Source organism: Klebsiella sp. CN_Kp097 (assembly GCF_040064495.1).
In the GTDB taxonomy this organism is placed as follows: Bacteria; Pseudomonadota; Gammaproteobacteria; order Enterobacterales; family Enterobacteriaceae; genus Klebsiella; species Klebsiella aerogenes.
This window is the reverse complement of the sequence record NZ_JBEAIL010000031.1, coordinates 62,095-79,877: the sequence shown is the minus strand read 5'-3', so window position 1 is coordinate 79,877 and position 17,783 is coordinate 62,095. Positions and strand designations below refer to the sequence as shown.

Below are 17,783 nucleotides of genomic sequence, written 5' to 3'. Positions count from 1 at the left end.
ACGGAGCCGGCAATGAATGAAGAAATGCTGCAACGCCTGGAAAAGCTGGAAGCCGTAGTGCAGATCCGTAACGCCATCAGCCAGTATATGCATCTCTGTGATGACCTGACGCATCCGGATACCGCCCGGCAAATTGGCGCGCTATTTAGCGAAACGGCTATTTGGGAAGGCATCGGCGAATTATATCAACACAAGCTCGGGCGCCATTGCGGCAGAGCGGCGATCGTCGGGATGATGAACGCTTATATTAGCGAGCCGTCACACTTCGCCATCAACGTACATTATTTAACGGCCGAGCATATTCGCGTCGACGAAAATAACCGCGCGGTCGGCCGCTGGAAAATGCTGCAGGCTTCAACGTTTCGCCGCGGCGGCTCGCATTTAAATAGCGCGGAGCTCGTCATTGAATTTATTAAACAAGATCAACAGTGGTTAATTCATCATTTTACCACCCGTAATTTATTTAGCCGCCCGGTAGATGACTGGCATTCGCTCGCCGATTTACCGGTGCCTGATGATCATTAAAAGAGATATGTGGAGAGTGACAATGTCTGAATGTATTCCGGTAAAAAATATCGATACCAGCCATACCGCCGAAACGCTGGCGGCACTGGTGCAAAGCGACCGGGTCCATACCTGTCTCTATACTTCCGAGGAAATTTTCGACCTCGAAATCGACAACATTTTTAACCGTACCTGGGTATGGGTCGCCCACGAGAGCGAAATCCCTGACGCCGGCAGCTATAAATCCTCGATGGTGGGTACCCAGCCGGTGATCGTCGTGCGCGATCGCAAAGGCAATATCAACGTGCTGCTCAACCGCTGCCGCCACCGCGCCGCCACCGTCTGCGAACATCGCAGCGGGAAAACGAACGGTTTTACCTGCCCGTATCACGGCTGGGGCTATGGCCTCGACGGCGCGCTGCGCGGGGTACCGCATCCAGAGAGCTACGGCGATACGCTGAACAAATCTGAGCTCGGCATGGTGCGCCTGCGCGTTGAAAGCTACGCCGGAATGATTTTCGCCAGCTTCAACCACGACATTGAACCGCTGACCGACTTCCTCGGCCCGGCGATGAAATGGATGGATCTGTTCATGAAACAGGGGGCTGGCTACGCGCTGCAGGCCACCACCGCGCACCGTTTTCGCTTTCCCGGCAACTGGAAAATCCAGCTGGAAAATACCACCGACGGCTATCACTTCCCGATCGTCCATAAGTCGTTTTTAAGCTCGGTCGATAAACAGACCGAAGAGATGCTCAACTTCGTCGACGGCAAAGGTTTCGTGGAAGATCTCGGCAATGGCCACAGCGTGATGGTGATGATCCCCGAGCTTATCGATCTGGAAGCCAATCTCGATGCGCCAATCCCGGAGCGCTTTAGCGAGCTGGCCCAGGCCCTACGCGAGGAAGGTCACGACGAGCAGCAGGTGCGGCGCATCGTACGCGCGGTCGGCGGCAGCGGTTTTAACCTTAACCTGTTCCCCAATGTCGCCTGTTCAATGGCCTTCTTCCGCGTGCTGCAGCCGATATCGGTAAAAGAGACGGAAATTCATCACATGGTGCTGACCATGAAAGATGGCCCGGCGATCGCCAACCAGGCGCGCCTGCGGCTGCACGAACACTTCCAGGGGCCGATGGGCTTCGGCACCCCCGATGATTCAGAGGCCTGGGAGCGGGTGCAGCGCGGCGGCGGCGCGGGCGACGATCTGTGGATCATGCTCAACCGCGGCCTGCCCGGCGAAGTCCGCACCGCCGACGGCCTGCTCAGCGACGTCAGCGCCGAAACCGGCATGCGCGCCGCCTATCAACAATGGAAAAAGTACATGACCGCTGATAACCGGGGGCAATAATGAACACATCACCTATCCTCAACGCCGCCATTCAGTTTATTAACCTGGAAGCGGACCTGCTCGATCAAGGCGAATTTCGTGAATGGCTGGCGCTGTGGCGCGCTGAGGGAATGTACATCATTCCCATCGATCAGCAGACCACCGATTTCGCCAACGTGCTCAACTACGCCTACGACAACCACGAGATGCGGGAAAAACGCGTGCAGCGTTTATACAGCGGCGAATCGATCTCCACCACACCGCGCGCGCGCACTATCCGCATGAGCGGCCGTTATCGCCTGCTCAGCGCCAGCGATGAGGTCGTCGAAGTACGCTGCGCCCAATTCCTTTACGAGTACCGCAAGGGCAATGAACAGCACTACGCCGCTGACGTCACCTGGACGCTGGCGCCGGAGGGTGACAGTTTCCGCATCCTGCAAAAGGTCGTACGCCTGATTAACGGCGACGATTACCTGCATAGCATTGGCTACATCCTGTGAGGACTTTATGACACGTAGCGTACTTATTACCGGCGCGGCCAACGGCCTCGGGCTGGTTATCAGCCGCCATCTCTGGCAACAGGGCTATCAGGTGGCGATGGCCGACCTCAATCTCGATACGGTCACCCGCAGCGCCCAGGAGATCGATCCCAGCCAGCAGCGGCTGCTGCCGCTGGCGCTGGATATTCGCCAGCCGCAACAGTTCAGCGACGCGCTGACGCAGATCCGCGCACGTTTCGGCGAACTCGACGTGCTGGTCAACAACGCCGCCTTAACCCTGACCACGCCGATCATGGAGATCGACGTAGAAGAATTCGATCGCGTCACCAGTACCAACCTGCGCGGTACCTTCGTCGGCTGCCAGACCATCGGCCGCTATTTCAGCCAGCGCCAGCAGGGCAGCATTATTAACCTCGCGTCGCTGGCCGGGCAAAACGGCGGTACCGCCTCCGGCGCCCACTATGCAGCCTCCAAGGGCGGCATTATTACGCTGACCAAAGTCTTCGCCCGCGCCCTGAGCAACGCCGGGGTGAGCGTCAACGCGATTGCGCCGGGGCCGCTGGATCTACCTTCCGTTCGCGCCGCGGTGCCGGAGGAGAAAATGCCGGCGCTGCTGGAGATGATCCCGATGAAGCGGCTTGGCGATCCGCTGCTGGTCGCCCGCGCGGTAGAACTGCTGGCGGCGCCCTCCGCCACCTTTATCACCGGCGCGACCTGGGATATCAACGGCGGCATTTATATGCGTTAAGCCCTTCGCGGGTGGAGAAAAACTATGGCTGAAACATTGACGGTACGCGTCACAGAACGCGAAATTCAGGGAGCCGAGGTGGTAGTCCTGACGCTGGCCTCGCCGGACGGCGCTCCCCTGCCCTCGTTTAGCGCCGGGGCGCATATCGATTTACATCTTGGCGATGGCATCGTGCGCCAGTATTCGCTGTGCGGCAGCGCCCATCACCCGCAGCGCTATCGGTTGGGGATCCTCAAGGATCGCGCCTCGCGCGGCGGTTCGCTGGCGGCGCACGCTTTACAGCCCGGCGACGAGGTGCAAATTAGCCCTCCGCGCAACCTGTTCGCGCTGGAGATGTCGGCGCCTCATAGCATTCTGATCGGCGGCGGCATTGGCATCACGCCGATGCTGGCGATGGCCGATACGCTATTTCGCGCCGGGAAATCCTTCGAAGTGCATTACTGCGGCCACAGCCGTGAGGGAATGGCGTTTCTGGCCGAACTGGCGGATTGCCACTTTAGCGCTCAGGTTCAGCTGCATATCAGCGATGAAAACGGCCGGATCCGCCCTCAGGAACTCCTGACGCCTCACGCCGCCGCCGGCCACCTGTACGTTTGCGGCCCGGAGGGTTTTATGGCGTGGATTAACGAAACGGCTCAGGGATGCGGTTTCAGCGCGGAGCGGCTGCATCAGGAGTATTTCAACCGCGAGGTAGAAACCAGCGGCGACAGCTTTGAGGTTGCGGTTCCGGAACTCAATCTGAGCGTCACCGTCGGTGAAAACGAGACCATCGTCGCCGCGCTGCAAAAGGCCGGCATCAAAGTCAAAGTCTCCTGCCAACAGGGCGTCTGCGGCACCTGCCTCGCCAACGTTTGCAGCGGCGAACCTGACCACCGCGACGAGTATTTAACCGAAGAAGAACGCGAAGATAACGACCAGATCCTGCTGTGCTGTTCGCGGGCCAAAACCCCGCGGCTGGTTATCGAAGGCTTCGAATACGTCAAACTGAAATAACGGGTATTACTATGAACCTGACATCTGATTTTCGTAATGCCATGGCGCAACTGGGCAGCGCGATCACCATCATTACCACCGATGGCCCGGCGGGCCGCTTCGGTTTTACCGCCTCGGCGGTGTGTAGCGTGACGGATTCGCCGCCGACGCTGCTGGTATGTATGAACCGCTCGTCCTTCGCGCACGGCAAATTCCAGCACAACGGCGTGCTGTGCGTTAACGTGCTCTCCGGTCAGCATCAGCAATTGTCCGGGATTTTCGCCAACGGCCAAATCCGCTCTGAAGAACGCTTCCTGCACGACGAATGGCTGGCGCTGGAGACCGGTTCGCCGGCGCTGGCTTCCGCCGTGGCGAACTGCGACTGCGTCATTGCCGACAGCCATGAAGTGGGCAGCCACAGCGTATTTTATTGCGAGGTCAAACAGATCCGCTTCGGCAACCCCAGCGACGGGCTGGTCTGGTTTAATCGCCAGTTCCATACCCTTAGCATGGCGTCGTGCCGTTAAGTTTCATCATAACCATAAAAACCCTGCCGACCCATCGCCCGGCGCCAGCAGGCGCCGCCTGATTCACCTGCACTGGAGTTAACCTTATGTCTGGAGCTGTGAGCGGTACAACGGTCCCCCCGGCGCAACCTATGCGCAAATTAATCATCGGGTCTTTTCTCGGCAACTCGCTGGAATGGTACGATTTTTTCCTGTATGGCACCGCGGCGGCGCTGGTCTTCGGGCCGCTGTTTTTCCCGGCCACGAATGACCCGCTGCTCGGTTCATTTTTAGCCTTTTCCGGCTTTGCCATCGGCTTTATCGCCCGCCCCCTCGGCGGCGTGATATTCGGCCATCTCGGCGATCGCTACAGTCGCAAAATGACGCTCATCATCACCCTGACGCTGATGGGCGCCAGTACGTTCTTAATTGGTCTGCTGCCAACCTACGCCCATATCGGCGTACTGGCGCCAATCGCCTTGATTACGCTGCGCTTTGTACAGGGCGTGGCTTCCGGCGGCGAATGGGGCGGCGGGGTGTTGATGCTGAGCGAAAACGCGCCGGAAAGCCAGAAAGGGTACTACACCGCCTGGAGCCAGGTGGGGGTCTGCGGCGGGTTTGTTCTTTCTTCGCTGGCATTCTATCTGGTGCAGCTGCTGCCGCAGGAAGAGGTGATGTCGTGGGCGTGGCGTATTCCGTTTTTGCTCAGCCTGTTTATCTTTCTGGTGGGCGTCTATATTCGCCGTAACATCCAGGAAAACGCGGAATTCGTGGCGCGCAAAGCAGAAAACGACAGCAAAAATGAGGCCCATCATTTACCGGTGCTCAGCGCCTTCAAAAATCATCCACGAGCGATATTACAGGCTATCGGCCTGCGGCTGGCGGAAAACGGCGCGGTGTATATCTTCTTCACGTTTTCAGTGGTCTATTGCAAACATATCGGCATCGACACCCGCGACCTGATCGCGGCGGTCACCATCGCCATGACGGTGGAGATCGCCACGATTCTCGGCTGGGGATGGCTTTCCGATCGCATTGGCCGTAAGCGGCTTTACTATATCGGCGTGATAGGCATGGCGCTGGTCGCCTTCCCCTTCTTCTGGCTGCTTAATATGCACACCTTCCCGGCGATGCTGCTCGCCATGCTGTTGGCATTGCCATTGTGCCATGGCGCGATGATTGCCGCGCAGCCGTGTCTGATGGTGGATCTGTTTCCGGTGGAGGTACGCTACACCGGGCTGGCGCTGGGGCATGAGATTGGGGCGGTGATTTCCGGTGGTATTAGCCCGATGCTGGCGGTAGCCTTTTTAATGATGTGGGATAGCTATATCCCCATTGCGCTGATGCTGCTGGCCTTTGCGCTACTGGCGCTGGTGGCGCTGATAAGTATTCGCCAGCCGCAGCCGCGACCTGAAGCGGTCGCGACCACCTAACCCAGGCATGCCGCGCGTAAAGGAAGGCGCGCGGCGCGGACGGCTAGTTATTGTTGATGACGATAATAACCCGGCTTTTAATCGTGCCGCCGCGGATATTCTCGCCATATTTCATCGGCTTGATTTGCAGATAGATCGGGTTGCTATCGCCATGTCGGGCATCCTCACTGGAGTGGTAGAGGAAACCGCTACCGTACTGGAGTTCCCCGCCCTGACTATCGAGCAGATGAAAACCGACTTCGCCGGCGCCGGTGGCGGCATCCTGATCGTCATTCTTCAATATTTTGCTGGTGCCGGCAAAGCCGGAGGCGGCGACAAAGTAGTAATCAATTTTACCCGGCGTCAGTTCGAATACCGCCGACTCGTCCCGGCTACAGTCGATATCAACGCGTTCCAGGCGATATTGCGCTTTGTCTTCTTTAATATCGAAGTAGCTGTAATCGCCCATATTAATGAAGCGGTTCGGGACGTTAAAACCACAGGTCATGATATTTACCTGCAGGGTGACGTTAAAGGTGTAATTGATGTTAACGTTATGACATTCATTATTCTTACAATATTTCAAAACTATACCGTAACGCATCTGGAAAGGTACTCCGGGAGTAACACGCTGCCCGTTAGCGCTACCTTCTTTAATCTCATAGCGTATGCCGACCAAACTATTAAACATATCTGCCAAATTATATACTTGGTTTTCAACAATTTTTCCGTTTCCCAACGATTCCATTTTAGTCTGGTCGAAGGAGAAATTAATCTCATAGATCTTACTGCCTACCTCAACATAGTAGGAGGTTTGTGGTGGCGATTGCAGACTGACCGAGACCGTAATATTTGAGTTACTGGGGCAGCGAAAGCTGAATGCGTTAGCCTGAAGTGAACTATCACGTAAATTGAGTTCCCCGCTGGCGGCCAGCGGTTTAAAAGTGTAGTTGCCGCTAGCCTCAATCGATGCCGGAGGGATGCTCGGCGTTAATTCGCAGTTCCCCGCCCGCGCTAAAAAAGAGCATAAGCTTAATACCAGCAAAATTATCCATTTCATGAAAATCGTCCTTTTAGCGGCAGACATAGGTCTTACCTTCATCAATGGTATGTTTAAATGTAATGGTGCAGTAATGGCCCTGCTGCTTATCGACCGCGATGGTAATCGACGGCGGAACGTTATCGGTACGGATATACAGCATGCTGCCCTGGCCGACGACGCCGACATTCTGTCCGTCGTTATCTTCAATTTCATAGCCAAATTTCAGCGGCGTACCGTCCGGGCGTTCGGCGTGAATAAGCCAGGGTTGACGCTGATCGGTATCAAACCGCGCCAGCACCACCGCCCCGCGGTACGGAGCGACCGCTTTACGGTTGCCAATCAACTCGGTTTTGCTCTGCGTATTGGCGGTATTCAGCAGTAACGAACTTTCGCGATAGGGCAATACATGGTCGAAAATGACCGTTCCCTGCGCGTTGGTGGTGCGATATTTCTGACCATTGACGTAAGCATTTTCCAGACCCGGCGCCTGAATAATGGCGAAGGTTTCCGATAGCTGGTTAGCGAAATTGACGCCGCCGGACCAGGCCACCACCCCGCCAGACAGGCTGCCGCTGGCCTGGGTATATTTCGACGACTGGCTGTAGCTGCCGCTCAGCGTCGCCAGCGGCGCGTTCCAGGTAAGGTTGCCGCCGGCGGTGGTTTCATGGTTTTGCTGCTGCCGGCTTAGGTTCACGCCATAGTCAAACTGGTCGCGCTGGCCGCCCGTACCGCTGATGCCGGTATTATTGGAGGCAAAACCGTCGTTATCGAAGGTCGTCGAATTCGACAGCGTCAGGCGACGCGCCAGCACGCTATCGCTCTCTCCCCAGATCAGCGGAATCGAAATGAAGAGGTTAAAGCGCTTATCTTCATGATGATCCTCGTCATAGGTCTGGCTGGCCGAAATGGTCCAGGAAACCCGCTGCCAGTTATTGGTGTAACTCAGTTGATAATCTTTATTACTGCCGCTTTTTCCCCAGTAATCACGCCATAAAGCGCTCAGTGAGAAAGACCCTAATCCTTCCGGCAACGACTGGCTAATATTGGCGGATAAGCTATTTTTACGGCCAAAATCATAACGGTAATAATCATCAATGTTGTAAACGTCATTATCATCATGGTGATAACTATTACGGTTCTTCGCCCAGACATGATCGTTAAAGGTGCGATAGTCGCTGGTTGAATAGCGATAAGCCGCCATACCGAAGCGCGTTTTAGTCTGGGTGAGGTATTTGTTGTAGGCAATCTGATAACTTTGCCCTTCAAAAGTACCGTTATCCTGATCGCTGCGCGCCCAGGTACCGTCAACGGACACCGCGCCGAGATGGGTATTCCACCCGGTTCCCATAGTAAAAGCCTGATAGTCGGTACCGAGCATGGTACCGCCATACAGGGTCAGCAGATTGTTCAGGCCATATTGATAGCTGGCCTGCATAAAGTCTTCCTGATTGCTGGCGCCTTCAATATGGCTGCGCCCGGCGGCAATGTCATATTTAGACACCCCCGGCTGCAACATATTGGGTACCGAGGAATAAGGCACCAGGTAGGTGGTTACCGAGCCGTCGGCTTCCCGGATAGTGACATCGAGATCCGCCCCGCCGCCGGCGAGTTGTAAATCGGCAATCGCAAAAGGCCCCGGCGGCACCTCTTTCTGATAGACGGTGAAGCCGTTCTGCTCGATGGTTACCAGCGCGTTGCTCTGGGCAATCCCCTGCACGATTGGCGTAAAGTTCTGTTTTGAGTTTGGCAACATTTGCATGTCGCGGAACAGACGAACGCCGCGAAAGCGTACCGCATCGAAAATATCCGCTGAGGTATACATGTCGCCCGCGCGCAAGGTGCCTAAAATCGGCGCAAAGCTGCGCTCCAGATACAGGGTGTTGCTTTTCCAGTCGCCGCCGCCGCTATCGGCTTTACTGTAGGTGGCATCAGAGTGCAACTGCCAGCTCAACAGGTTCAGCCCGCTGTTGAAGCGGGCGTAAGTGCTTTTGTTATTGCCACTGTCTTTATAGTCGCTGTAATACTGGCTCAGATAATAAGAGGTATAGAGCGCGTTAACGCCTCGGTCCCAACTTTCCGGCGCGACGTAGCCGCGCTCAAGATCCAGAACGTAGGCCTGCGGAATTTCTAAATCAAGCTGAAAAATATTGATATTAAACGTATAACTACCGCTCCGCACCGCGGATTTAAGCGTCATGCACTGGTTATCTTTTGCCAACGGCGCGCTATCCGCTTTGATTCCCAACTGATGTAATAATGCCGATGACAGGCAGGTATCATCCGGATTACTGGCGACTACGATTGGATATTTACCACGCCATTGTTTATTGACGTAAATATCTAATTCATATTCACCGGGCAGTGGTTGATTATCCGCAAAGTGAAAGCTTGATGATTTTTCACCTTTCATTCCGCCGATCATGAAATTGGTATCAAAAGTCTCTTCAGCGGCCTGCAGCTGACCGGATAATAAAACCAACAATATCATTGAGGAAAGCGGCGTCATCCTTAACATGGCCAACTCCATTATTTATTATTTTACATTGAGCCTGTCGCTAATAAAGTTTCCATTATCATCAATCATCGTTAGCGAATACTGGCGGGCGAGATTACTTTTTAAAAAGACATCCTGACTGGATAACGGCGCAAGCATAACGCTGCGCTCATTGACTTTAACGTTACTGAGTTTAATTTCAGTAATCGTCAACCAATTTGCCGAACCATTGGCAATATGCAGAGCGTTTTTGCGCGAAGACAACGAAATACTTTTAAACGTATCTTTATTTACCGCCGCGATACCTTTAGGGCGATAAAAAAGCTTAATGCGGTTTTGCATGGCAAACCGCAGCGTATTCGCCCCCTCACTTCCTGGTGTATTCGGAGGAATATCGAGTACGTTGAGATAAAACAGCGACTCTTTGTTCGCCGGAAGTTTGTTGGCTAACTTTTTAATTCGCAGCTGCTGACCGGAGTTACCCGTTATGCGCGCCACCGGCGGCGACAGCAGGAAAGGCACGTTGATTTTTTCCGGCGGCAATGAAGTATTGCCATCGTCAATCCACGACTGCACCAGTGAAGAGCGGGCGCCATGATTCATCAACTGTACGACCACTTCTTGTTTCTCAGCCGGATAAACCACCCGGGTACCGAAAATCACCACTCCGGCATGCGCGGGCTGCATAGCGATAAATAAACCTGCTAATAAAATCCGTTTCATAGCACCACACCCTTAGCACAATAATAGCCGGCGAAGCGCCGGCACAGTTCCTTACTCCGCAGAGACGGCAATCGTTAACACCGAGCGGACTTCACCGGCGGTTACCGGTGTGGCGGCATTAATTCGGGCGTATTGCGCCGAAAAGTTCATTTGATAAACGCCATTGCCCAAAGAAGTCACCGCATTCGGCAAATTATTGACGTCATATATGGTATTTTCATTAATATCCGCGGATCCAAGTCTTAATTTAAAACCGACACCATTAGCAGACGTTGTAGTTGCGATAGGATTAAGTACGCCGCCGGTAGTATAGGTCCCGCCGCTAATATCAATCGATTTCAATACCGTGCCTTCCGGGCAAACGATAGTTAATGGATCGCTACTGGTAGCGAAATTGCCGGATAAGACTTCACCGGCTGACATGCCGGCAAAACGGGTAGCGTCAACATCAGCCAGTTGAATCGTACTGCTATAATCGGTTTCAAAACGACAGGAAGAATTAATAACATTACCAATAATAACTAACTCGCCCTGCTCTTCACTTGGCGCCGCGGCAAAAGCATTAATACTCATCAGCACGGTTGAAAATACTGCAGCAGCAATAATTGAACGTTTCATATAATATTCCTTTTATTAACAATTCCATTTAACTTCGCGGAGACTGAGAAAAATCTCATGCCGCGAGCATCGCACGGCCAAATATCCGCCACAACCGGATGAATAAGGATCGTTGATAAAAATCAAGGCAAATACTTAAAGCGACTGAGCCCTGATGCTATATTCGTAATCTCTTTAGCGTAATAAGCTAAAATACGTAGCAACGAGAATAATAAAATGAGAACTTGCCGGGCTTGTTTAATAATAAACTAAAAAAAAGAGAGTTCAGCACATTTTGTATCGATTTACATAAGATTACGAACCACAATTATAACCTTCCGTGATTTATTTTTATATTTAAGGTTTCGACAATGAAAAAAATAATCCTGCCTCTGCTTACCGCCGCCCTGTTGCTGCCGACCCTCACCGCGCACGCCACCTACCGCGCGGAAAAACGCCAGGATGCTCGCGATATCCGTCAGGATGCGCGCCAGAGTGGACGTGAAGAAAAACGTGAATGCGTGAGAAATGACGATAAGAGTAATATGCGCTGTCGCGAAGATAAGCGTGAAAATCGGCGCGAAGGCCGCCGCGACGCGCGTGATGAAAAGTGGTAATTCGCCATTCTACAATGCCCTGGCAGCAGGGCATTAGCGGGAAGCGTTTAACGTCTCCAGGGGGAAAGGGCGATCCTGCACCACGGTTTTCATCACCAGCGTCGAGCGTAAATGCTGCACGCCGGGCATCGCCGACAGTTTGTCATCATAGAGTTTCTGAAACGCAGGAAGATCCCGGGTGACGACGTGCATCAGATAGTCCGGATCGCCAAACAATCGTTGCGCCAGCACAACCTGCGGGATCTCCGCCACCGCCTCCTCAAAAGCGCTGACCGCTTTTTTATCGCCCTCTTTTAACGTGGCGAAAACGATAGCCAGAAAATTGAAGCCCATTTTTCCCGGGTCGAGATTGGCGCGATAGCCGGTGATCACCCCCTCTTGCTCCAGCGCGCGTAGTCGCCGGTGGCAGGGAGAGAGGCTCAAATTCACCCGCTCCGCCAGTTCAGTTATCGACAGACGACCATCGGCCTGCAGCTCAGCAAGAATTTTTCGATCTATGCTATCCATTTGGAAGATTTTCTCTTTTATCGCCGGATTATGACATAACATTGAAAGCTCATTTCGCTTCTATGTCGATATTCTTTCTCACACGATAACCTAATTTTGCGAGTGTGTGATGTCTAATATCGTTGTGGAGCGTTGCTGATGGAAATAAGCCTGATCGCCAGCTTCTGGATAGTCTCGTTCCTGTTGATTATTACCCCCGGTGCTGACTGGGCCTATGCCATCAGCGCCGGTATCAACGGCCGTCGCGTCGTTCCGGCGGTGATGGGGCTGATGTCAGGACATCTGCTGGCAACGATTATCGTCGTCGCCGGCGTCGGGGTGTTAATCGCCGGTCATCCACTGGCGCTATCGGCGATCACCCTGGCGGGCGCGGCCTATTTATTGTGGCTCGGGGTCATGATATTACGCCATCCGGCGGCGCCGGGCGCGGCGCAACAATCGGCTGGCAGCTGGAATGCGTGGGCGGTGAAGGGACTATGCATTAGCGGCCTTAATCCAAAAGTCTTTCTGTTGTTCCTCGCCCTGCTGCCGCAGTTTACCGATCCGCACGGCAGTTGGCCGCTGGCGCTGCAGATGTCGGCGCTGGGTGCGATGCACCTGATGACCTGTACGCTAATTTATCTGTTGGTCGGCTATGGGTCGCGGGCGGTACTGGCGGCCCGCCCACAGGCGGCGAAAGGAGTGAGCATGGTTTCAGGGCTTATCATGATTGCCATTGCGATTATCCTGTTTTACCAGCAGTTAAGATAATTCGTAAGCCGTGGCGCTTACTGGGGAAGTTGATTAGCGCCATACGGCTTCATCAACAAATATAATCCGGGCTCTCTGGTCACTATTACGTTGTTGAGCCTGACAAGCCCGGGCCGTTATTTTCTGATACAAACAGAGATAAATTTCCTATAAATCATAAGCGGTTACAGCAGAAATTGCGCTTCGCAATAACTTCTTAAAGCTTCCTAAAAACTCCGATTAAGTCTCTCATTAACTGATTACGCGAGCGGAAAATTCCGACTGCTCGATAATAAGTAAAATCTCTCTTTGAAACGTCTGCACATTTATTAACGCTATTCTCTCTACGATTTTTGCAGTATGGTTTAATCGCTGTTGTAGTGTTGCGGTGAATGCTATCAGGTGTCTTACGCTATTTTGTATGGCAAAACATTTACGCAACGCCAACCTGTTTATTGAGGCAATTATCCTCATGGATAACGGTTTGCAGCGTTATCCAGCCAGGACTCAGTTTATCAGCCGGTAGTCTATGACCTTGCTGTAAGCGCGCATACTCAAGAGGAGAAAGGATGAACAGGACGTGTAAACCTCCAGGAAAACCGATGTACATCAAATGCCTGAGCGCTTCGCATCAGGAATTCGCCTGCGTACAGCTTGCGGGCGATGAAGCCACTTCATTATATCCACAGGATTTCGCGCAGCTTTGCCGCGATAAAGTCCTTGTTACCTGAGGGATAGTAAAAGCGATTCGCATCATGCTTATTCATAAAATGCGCAACCTATCTTCGGATCCTGTAATAGGCCAGCCAGAGCCTATGGGATAGTAATGTACGCCTGCAAAAGAAAGGGAACATAATGAAGAATAATAGTGACATTAAAAAAAGGAACTTCCTGACTCAGAATGAAATCGAGTCATTACTCAATGCTGCCAATAGCGGACCTCATGCAGCTCGTAATTATTGCCTGACATTACTTTGTTTTATTCATGGCTTTCGTGCCAGCGAAATTTGTCGCCTGCGAATTTCAGATATTGACTTGCGTTCAAAATGTATTTACATCCATCGATTAAAAAAAGGTTTCTCAACCACTCATCCATTGCTGAATAAAGAGATCCAGGCGCTAAAGCGCTGGCTGGATATTCGTGATGAATATCCACAATCCACCAGCGAGTGGTTATTTTTATCGCGTAAGGGTAATCCACTGTCGCGCCAACAGTTTTACCAGATCATTTCCGCCTCCGGCGATCAGGCAGGATTACCGCTGGAAATTCACCCGCACATGTTACGCCACTCCTGCGGCTTTGCGCTGGCCAATATGGGCATCGATACGCGACTTATCCAGGATTATCTCGGCCACCGCAACATTCGCCATACCGTCTGGTACACGGCCAGTAACGCCGGGCGCTTTTATGGTATCTGGGATAATTCCCGCGAGAAGCAAAGAATCTCGCTTTTCCAGTAAGGTAGCCTTACGCCACGGATGGCGTTTCGTTGTCGGTTCCCTCTTACTGCCAGCCCCTGCCCGCCATCCCCGGCAAGACTGTTGCAAATTTGCTCTGTTTAGGCTGCGATAAATTGCAGCTTTCCTCATATATAGATTTTTTCTTGCGAAACATTAATAAAAATTAACCATACGTTAAATATGTTTATTGTTCTTAAAAGTTCTTATTTAGAACATGAAAAAAAACGTTCCTATGCACCTGTAATTCATCAGGATATTAGTTCGTTATTTATTGTTAAATTAATCCTTTCAGCACATGTTTTCCGTTCAATAAATAGCTGGCATTAACTTTTTTCCTTGCTATTTTATGCACCTGCCCGCGACCTGGCACAGCTCTATTGTGGTAAAGAATAAAATAGATAAAAATAAGAATTATCGCGTAGCGGTAATTTATGTTTGTGTAAATGTAATGTGATACCTGTTGGTCTTTATCCCTCTCAAATAATACGGGCTTTCCATTCAGATTATTTTTTATGCATCCTGAGATTTTTTCTCAGGCTGTTCCTTGCGAGTAAACTTAAATTCAGGAGCTCAAAATTGTGAACCGACGTCGTTTTCTCACCGCCAAAGAAGTTCAGGCAATGATGCAGGCGGCCCAGCACGGCCCAACCGGCGAACGGGATTACTGTCTGATCCTGCTGGCGTTTCGCCACGGGATGCGTATCAGCGAATTACTCGATCTGCACTATCGCGATCTCGACCTTAACGAAGGACGCATCAATGTTCGCCGCTTAAAGAACGGTTTCTCTACCGTACATCCGCTGCGTTTTGATGAACGCGAAGCGATAGAACGCTGGACACAGCAACGGGCCGGCTGGAAGGCAGCAGGCAAAAGCGACGCTCTATTTATCTCGCGCCGCGGCACCCCGCTTTCACGGCAACAGGCCTATCGCATTATCCGCGCCGCCGGGGAAGAAGCGGGAACCGTGACGCATACGCATCCGCATATGCTGCGTCATGCCTGCGGCTATGAACTGGCGGAAAGAGGAGCTGATACCCGTTTGATACAAGATTATCTCGGACATCGTAATATTCGTCATACTGTCCGTTATACCGCCAGTAATGCAGCGCGTTTTGCCGGGATTTGGGAAAGAAACAATCTGTTAGAGGAAAATTTACAAGCGCGGAAGAAATAGGATAACCGATTGATAAAAAGGAAAATTTTTAATATCGAACAAGTCAATTGGGGCCAAACTGTCTATATCATAAAAATGTTTTGTAATCTTTTGCAACTGACAACTGCATATTTCATCAAAAAAAATTATATCTAATTGATTTACATTGAATTCTCCAACGACCTTTCTTTACTTATCCTCGTCAGACTATCTCGCATTCGCCCGCTTTTCGCTATCGAAGTCAAGTACGCCGTTTTTCCATTCACGGCAAAGTCATAGCTTTTAAATCCATAAAACAAACCATTAGAAGTATATAAATCCAAAATACAACCAACCTTAACAAAATAAAAGCCATAAATCCTGATGAGTCAAAATGGCCCCAATTGACTCATCAGTAGGGGCAAAAACTGTGCAGAACCGGCAGTCGCACCATTCGGCTGATTTATGGAATGCCTGGAAGGCAAGACGACTGCCATTTTTGGTTCGTAATATCGATTTTGTTTAAAGGAAAACAGCATGAAAATCAAAACACTGGCAATCGTTGTCCTGTCAGCTCTGTCCCTGAGCTCCGCGGCGGCCCTGGCCGATACCACCACGGTAAATGGCGGAACAGTGCATTTTAAAGGAGAAATCGTCAACGCAGCCTGTGCAGTCGATGCCGGTTCTATCGACCAGACCGTTCAGTTAGGCCAGGTTCGTTCGGCAAAACTGGCTACCGCGGGCAGCACCAGCTCCGCTGTAGGTTTCAACATTCAGTTAGACGACTGTGATACCTCTGTCGCCACCAAAGCCTCTGTCGCTTTCTCTGGTACCGCGGTTGATAGCACCAACACCAGCGTTCTGGCTCTGCAGAGCTCCGCTGCTGGCGGCGCGACCAACGTCGGCGTACAGATCCTCGACAAAACCGGCACTCCGCTGGGCCTGGATGGCGCTACCTTCAGCGCGGCCACCACGCTGAACGACGGCACCAACATCATTCCTTTCCAGGCGCGTTACTACGCCACTGGCGCGGCTACTGCCGGTACTGCTAACGCAGACGCCACCTTCAAAGTGCAATACGAGTAATTCAAACATCAGACAGGGAAGCATTCCGGGCCAGGATGGCCCGTTATCCACTACGGGATTGGGGTGATAACGATGCAAGGAGTGAAGACAGGTCTGCTGATGTTTCTGTTTCCGCCGCTGGCGCTGGCCGGCAACCACTGGAACGTCACGGTGGCTGGGGGAAACATGCGTTTTCAAGGCGTCATCATCGCTGAGTCCTGCCGTGTTGAAGCCGGTGACCAGCAGATGACCGTCAATATGGGGCAGATCAGCAGTAATCGCTTTCATTCAGCCGGGGAAGATACCAACCCGGTGCCATTCGATATTCACCTTCAGGATTGCAGCACCGCAGTCAGCCAGCATGTCGGCGTGTCTTTTCGCGGCGTGGCCGACGGCAAAAATCCGGATGTGCTCTCGGTTGGCGAAGGACCGGGTATCGCCACCGGCGTCGGCATCGCGTTATTTGATAACGAAGATCAATTGATTCCGCTGAATAGCCCGCCGGGCGCCTGGCGGCGGCTGTATACCGGCCCCACCACGCTGCATTTTGTAGCCAAATATCGGGCGACCGGCAATCAGGTCACCGGGGGAGCGGCAAACGCGCAAGTTTGGTTCTCTCTGACCTATCAGTAATTAACCAGCAAATATGCCGGAAACAGGAAACAACGGTGAGTACAAAAGGGGTAAACGTGAAAAAGAGACTGGGGATGACGCGCGGACTACTGGCGGGATTATTGATGATAGTCGCAAGCGGTTATTCCGCCTGGGCTCAGGCCGGCGTTGCGCTCGGCGCCACGCGGGTTATCTATCCGGCCGGGCAAAAACAGGTGCAGTTAGGGGTGACCAATAATGATGACAGCAGCACCTATCTGATTCAGTCGTGGGTGGAAAACGCCGACGGCGGCAAAGATGGCCGCTTCGTGATTACGCCGCCGCTGTTCGCCATGCAGGGCAAAAAAGAGAATACCCTGCGCATCATTGACGCCACCAATAAACAACTGCCGCAGGATCGCGAAAGCCTGTTCTGGATTAACGTGAAAGCCATCCCGTCGATGGATAAATCCAAACTGAGCGACAACACCCTACAGCTGGCGATTATCAGCCGCATCAAGCTCTATTACCGCCCGGCGAAGCTGGCGCTACCGCCGGATCAGGCGGCGGAAAAACTGAGCTTTAGCCGCAGCGGTTCGTCGTTAACGTTGACTAACCCTACCCCTTATTACCTGACCGTCACCGAACTTAACGCCGGCACCCGGGTGCTGGAAAACGCGCTGGTGCCGCCAATGGGTAAAACCTCCGTCAAGCTGCCGCCGGATGCCGGTAGCAACATTACTTATCGCACGATTAATGATTACGGCGCGCTGACCCCAAAAATGACTGGCGTGCTGCGTTAATACAGGTTTGGCCCGCCGGGCGGGCCAAACCGCGCATAACAATAAGAACTGA

The 17,783-nt window shown here is 52.6% G+C and carries 20 protein-coding genes; 15 read left to right on the top strand and 5 right to left on the bottom strand.

Annotated features, from left to right (window positions below):
- The first annotated feature begins 12 nt into the window (after positions 1–12).
- From ABLV07_RS22765 to ABLV07_RS22735, 7 genes are all read left to right on the top strand, one after another.
- Positions 13–525: a nuclear transport factor 2 family protein gene (locus tag ABLV07_RS22765; protein ID WP_015369890.1), complete on the top strand. Its 513-nt coding sequence runs from the start codon at positions 13–15 to the stop codon at positions 523–525.
- Between the two features lie 22 nt (positions 526–547).
- Entirely contained in the window at positions 548–1,852 is a 1,305-nt protein-coding gene (locus ABLV07_RS22760; RefSeq protein ID WP_348853341.1) for an aromatic ring-hydroxylating dioxygenase subunit alpha, read from the top strand.
- Positions 1,852–2,331 carry an aromatic-ring-hydroxylating dioxygenase subunit beta gene (locus tag ABLV07_RS22755; protein ID WP_021469133.1) on the top strand — a complete coding sequence of 160 codons (480 nt, stop codon included), beginning with the start codon at positions 1,852–1,854 and terminating at the stop codon, positions 2,329–2,331. The genes ABLV07_RS22760 and ABLV07_RS22755 overlap by 1 nt, the downstream gene beginning before the upstream one ends.
- Positions 2,332–2,338: 7 nt before the next feature.
- A complete protein-coding gene (locus ABLV07_RS22750; RefSeq protein WP_015369887.1) occupies positions 2,339–3,079 on the top strand; it encodes an SDR family NAD(P)-dependent oxidoreductase in 741 nt (246 codons plus the stop codon).
- 24 nt (positions 3,080–3,103) lie between these two features.
- Positions 3,104–4,072: a PDR/VanB family oxidoreductase gene (locus tag ABLV07_RS22745; RefSeq protein WP_015369886.1), complete on the top strand. Its 969-nt coding sequence runs from the start codon at positions 3,104–3,106 to the stop codon at positions 4,070–4,072.
- Between the two features lie 11 nt (positions 4,073–4,083).
- Positions 4,084–4,578: a flavin reductase gene (locus ABLV07_RS22740; RefSeq protein WP_015703350.1), complete on the top strand. Its 495-nt coding sequence runs from the start codon at positions 4,084–4,086 to the stop codon at positions 4,576–4,578.
- Between the two features lie 131 nt (positions 4,579–4,709).
- On the top strand, positions 4,710–5,990 hold the full coding sequence (locus ABLV07_RS22735; RefSeq protein WP_045359475.1) for an MFS transporter: 1,281 nt from the start codon (positions 4,710–4,712) through the stop codon (positions 5,988–5,990).
- Between the two features lie 43 nt (positions 5,991–6,033).
- On the opposite strand, the gene ABLV07_RS22730 is transcribed toward ABLV07_RS22735, so the two are convergent.
- The 4 genes from ABLV07_RS22730 to ABLV07_RS22715 form a co-directional block, all read right to left on the bottom strand.
- Positions 6,034–6,555, bottom strand: coding sequence for a hypothetical protein (locus ABLV07_RS22730; RefSeq protein ID WP_015369883.1), 522 nt, complete (start codon positions 6,553–6,555; stop codon positions 6,034–6,036).
- Positions 6,556–7,042: 487 nt separating this feature from the next.
- Entirely contained in the window at positions 7,043–9,526 is a 2,484-nt protein-coding gene (locus ABLV07_RS22725; protein WP_047053710.1) for a fimbrial biogenesis outer membrane usher protein, read from the bottom strand.
- An 18-nt stretch (positions 9,527–9,544) separates the two neighbouring features.
- A complete protein-coding gene (locus ABLV07_RS22720; protein WP_348853340.1) occupies positions 9,545–10,228 on the bottom strand; it encodes a fimbria/pilus periplasmic chaperone in 684 nt (227 codons plus the stop codon).
- Positions 10,229–10,279: 51 nt separating this feature from the next.
- Positions 10,280–10,846, bottom strand: coding sequence for a fimbrial protein (locus ABLV07_RS22715; RefSeq protein WP_046883052.1), 567 nt, complete (start codon positions 10,844–10,846; stop codon positions 10,280–10,282).
- A 350-nt stretch (positions 10,847–11,196) separates the two neighbouring features.
- Here ABLV07_RS22715 and ABLV07_RS22710 point away from each other — a divergent pair, with 350 nt between their 5' ends.
- Positions 11,197–11,442: a hypothetical protein gene (locus ABLV07_RS22710; protein ID WP_015369878.1), complete on the top strand. Its 246-nt coding sequence runs from the start codon at positions 11,197–11,199 to the stop codon at positions 11,440–11,442.
- Between the two features lie 33 nt (positions 11,443–11,475).
- Here the strand turns inward: ABLV07_RS22710 and ABLV07_RS22705 are convergent, their stop codons facing one another.
- Complete coding sequence (locus tag ABLV07_RS22705; protein WP_032706451.1) at positions 11,476–11,949, bottom strand: Lrp/AsnC family transcriptional regulator; 474 nt, start codon at positions 11,947–11,949, stop codon at positions 11,476–11,478.
- Between the two features lie 138 nt (positions 11,950–12,087).
- Here ABLV07_RS22705 and ABLV07_RS22700 point away from each other — a divergent pair, with 138 nt between their 5' ends.
- The 7 genes from ABLV07_RS22700 (at position 12,088) to ABLV07_RS22670 (ending at position 17,731) form a co-directional block, all read left to right on the top strand.
- Complete coding sequence (locus ABLV07_RS22700; protein ID WP_015703356.1) at positions 12,088–12,699, top strand: LysE family translocator; 612 nt, start codon at positions 12,088–12,090, stop codon at positions 12,697–12,699.
- Positions 12,700–13,280: 581 nt separating this feature from the next.
- The gene (locus tag ABLV07_RS22695) at positions 13,281–13,409 is read left to right on the top strand and encodes a hypothetical protein (protein ID WP_015369874.1); all 129 of its coding nucleotides are present in this window, start codon (positions 13,281–13,283) and stop codon (positions 13,407–13,409) included.
- 124 nt (positions 13,410–13,533) lie between these two features.
- Positions 13,534–14,139 (top strand): tyrosine-type DNA invertase, encoded by a 606-nt coding sequence (locus tag ABLV07_RS22690; protein ID WP_015369873.1) that lies wholly within the window; start codon positions 13,534–13,536, stop codon positions 14,137–14,139.
- Positions 14,140–14,717: 578 nt separating this feature from the next.
- The gene (fimE, locus tag ABLV07_RS22685; RefSeq protein ID WP_015703357.1) at positions 14,718–15,314 is read left to right on the top strand and encodes a type 1 fimbria switch DNA invertase FimE; all 597 of its coding nucleotides are present in this window, start codon (positions 14,718–14,720) and stop codon (positions 15,312–15,314) included.
- Positions 15,315–15,809: 495 nt separating this feature from the next.
- Positions 15,810–16,358 (top strand): type 1 fimbrial major subunit FimA, encoded by a 549-nt coding sequence (gene fimA, locus ABLV07_RS22680; RefSeq protein WP_015369870.1) that lies wholly within the window; start codon positions 15,810–15,812, stop codon positions 16,356–16,358.
- A gap of 72 nt (positions 16,359–16,430) precedes the next feature.
- Positions 16,431–16,970 (top strand): fimbrial protein, encoded by a 540-nt coding sequence (locus tag ABLV07_RS22675; protein ID WP_020078010.1) that lies wholly within the window; start codon positions 16,431–16,433, stop codon positions 16,968–16,970.
- A 74-nt stretch (positions 16,971–17,044) separates the two neighbouring features.
- Complete coding sequence (locus tag ABLV07_RS22670) at positions 17,045–17,731, top strand: fimbria/pilus periplasmic chaperone (protein WP_020078009.1); 687 nt, start codon at positions 17,045–17,047, stop codon at positions 17,729–17,731.
- Positions 17,732–17,783 lie beyond the last annotated feature (52 nt).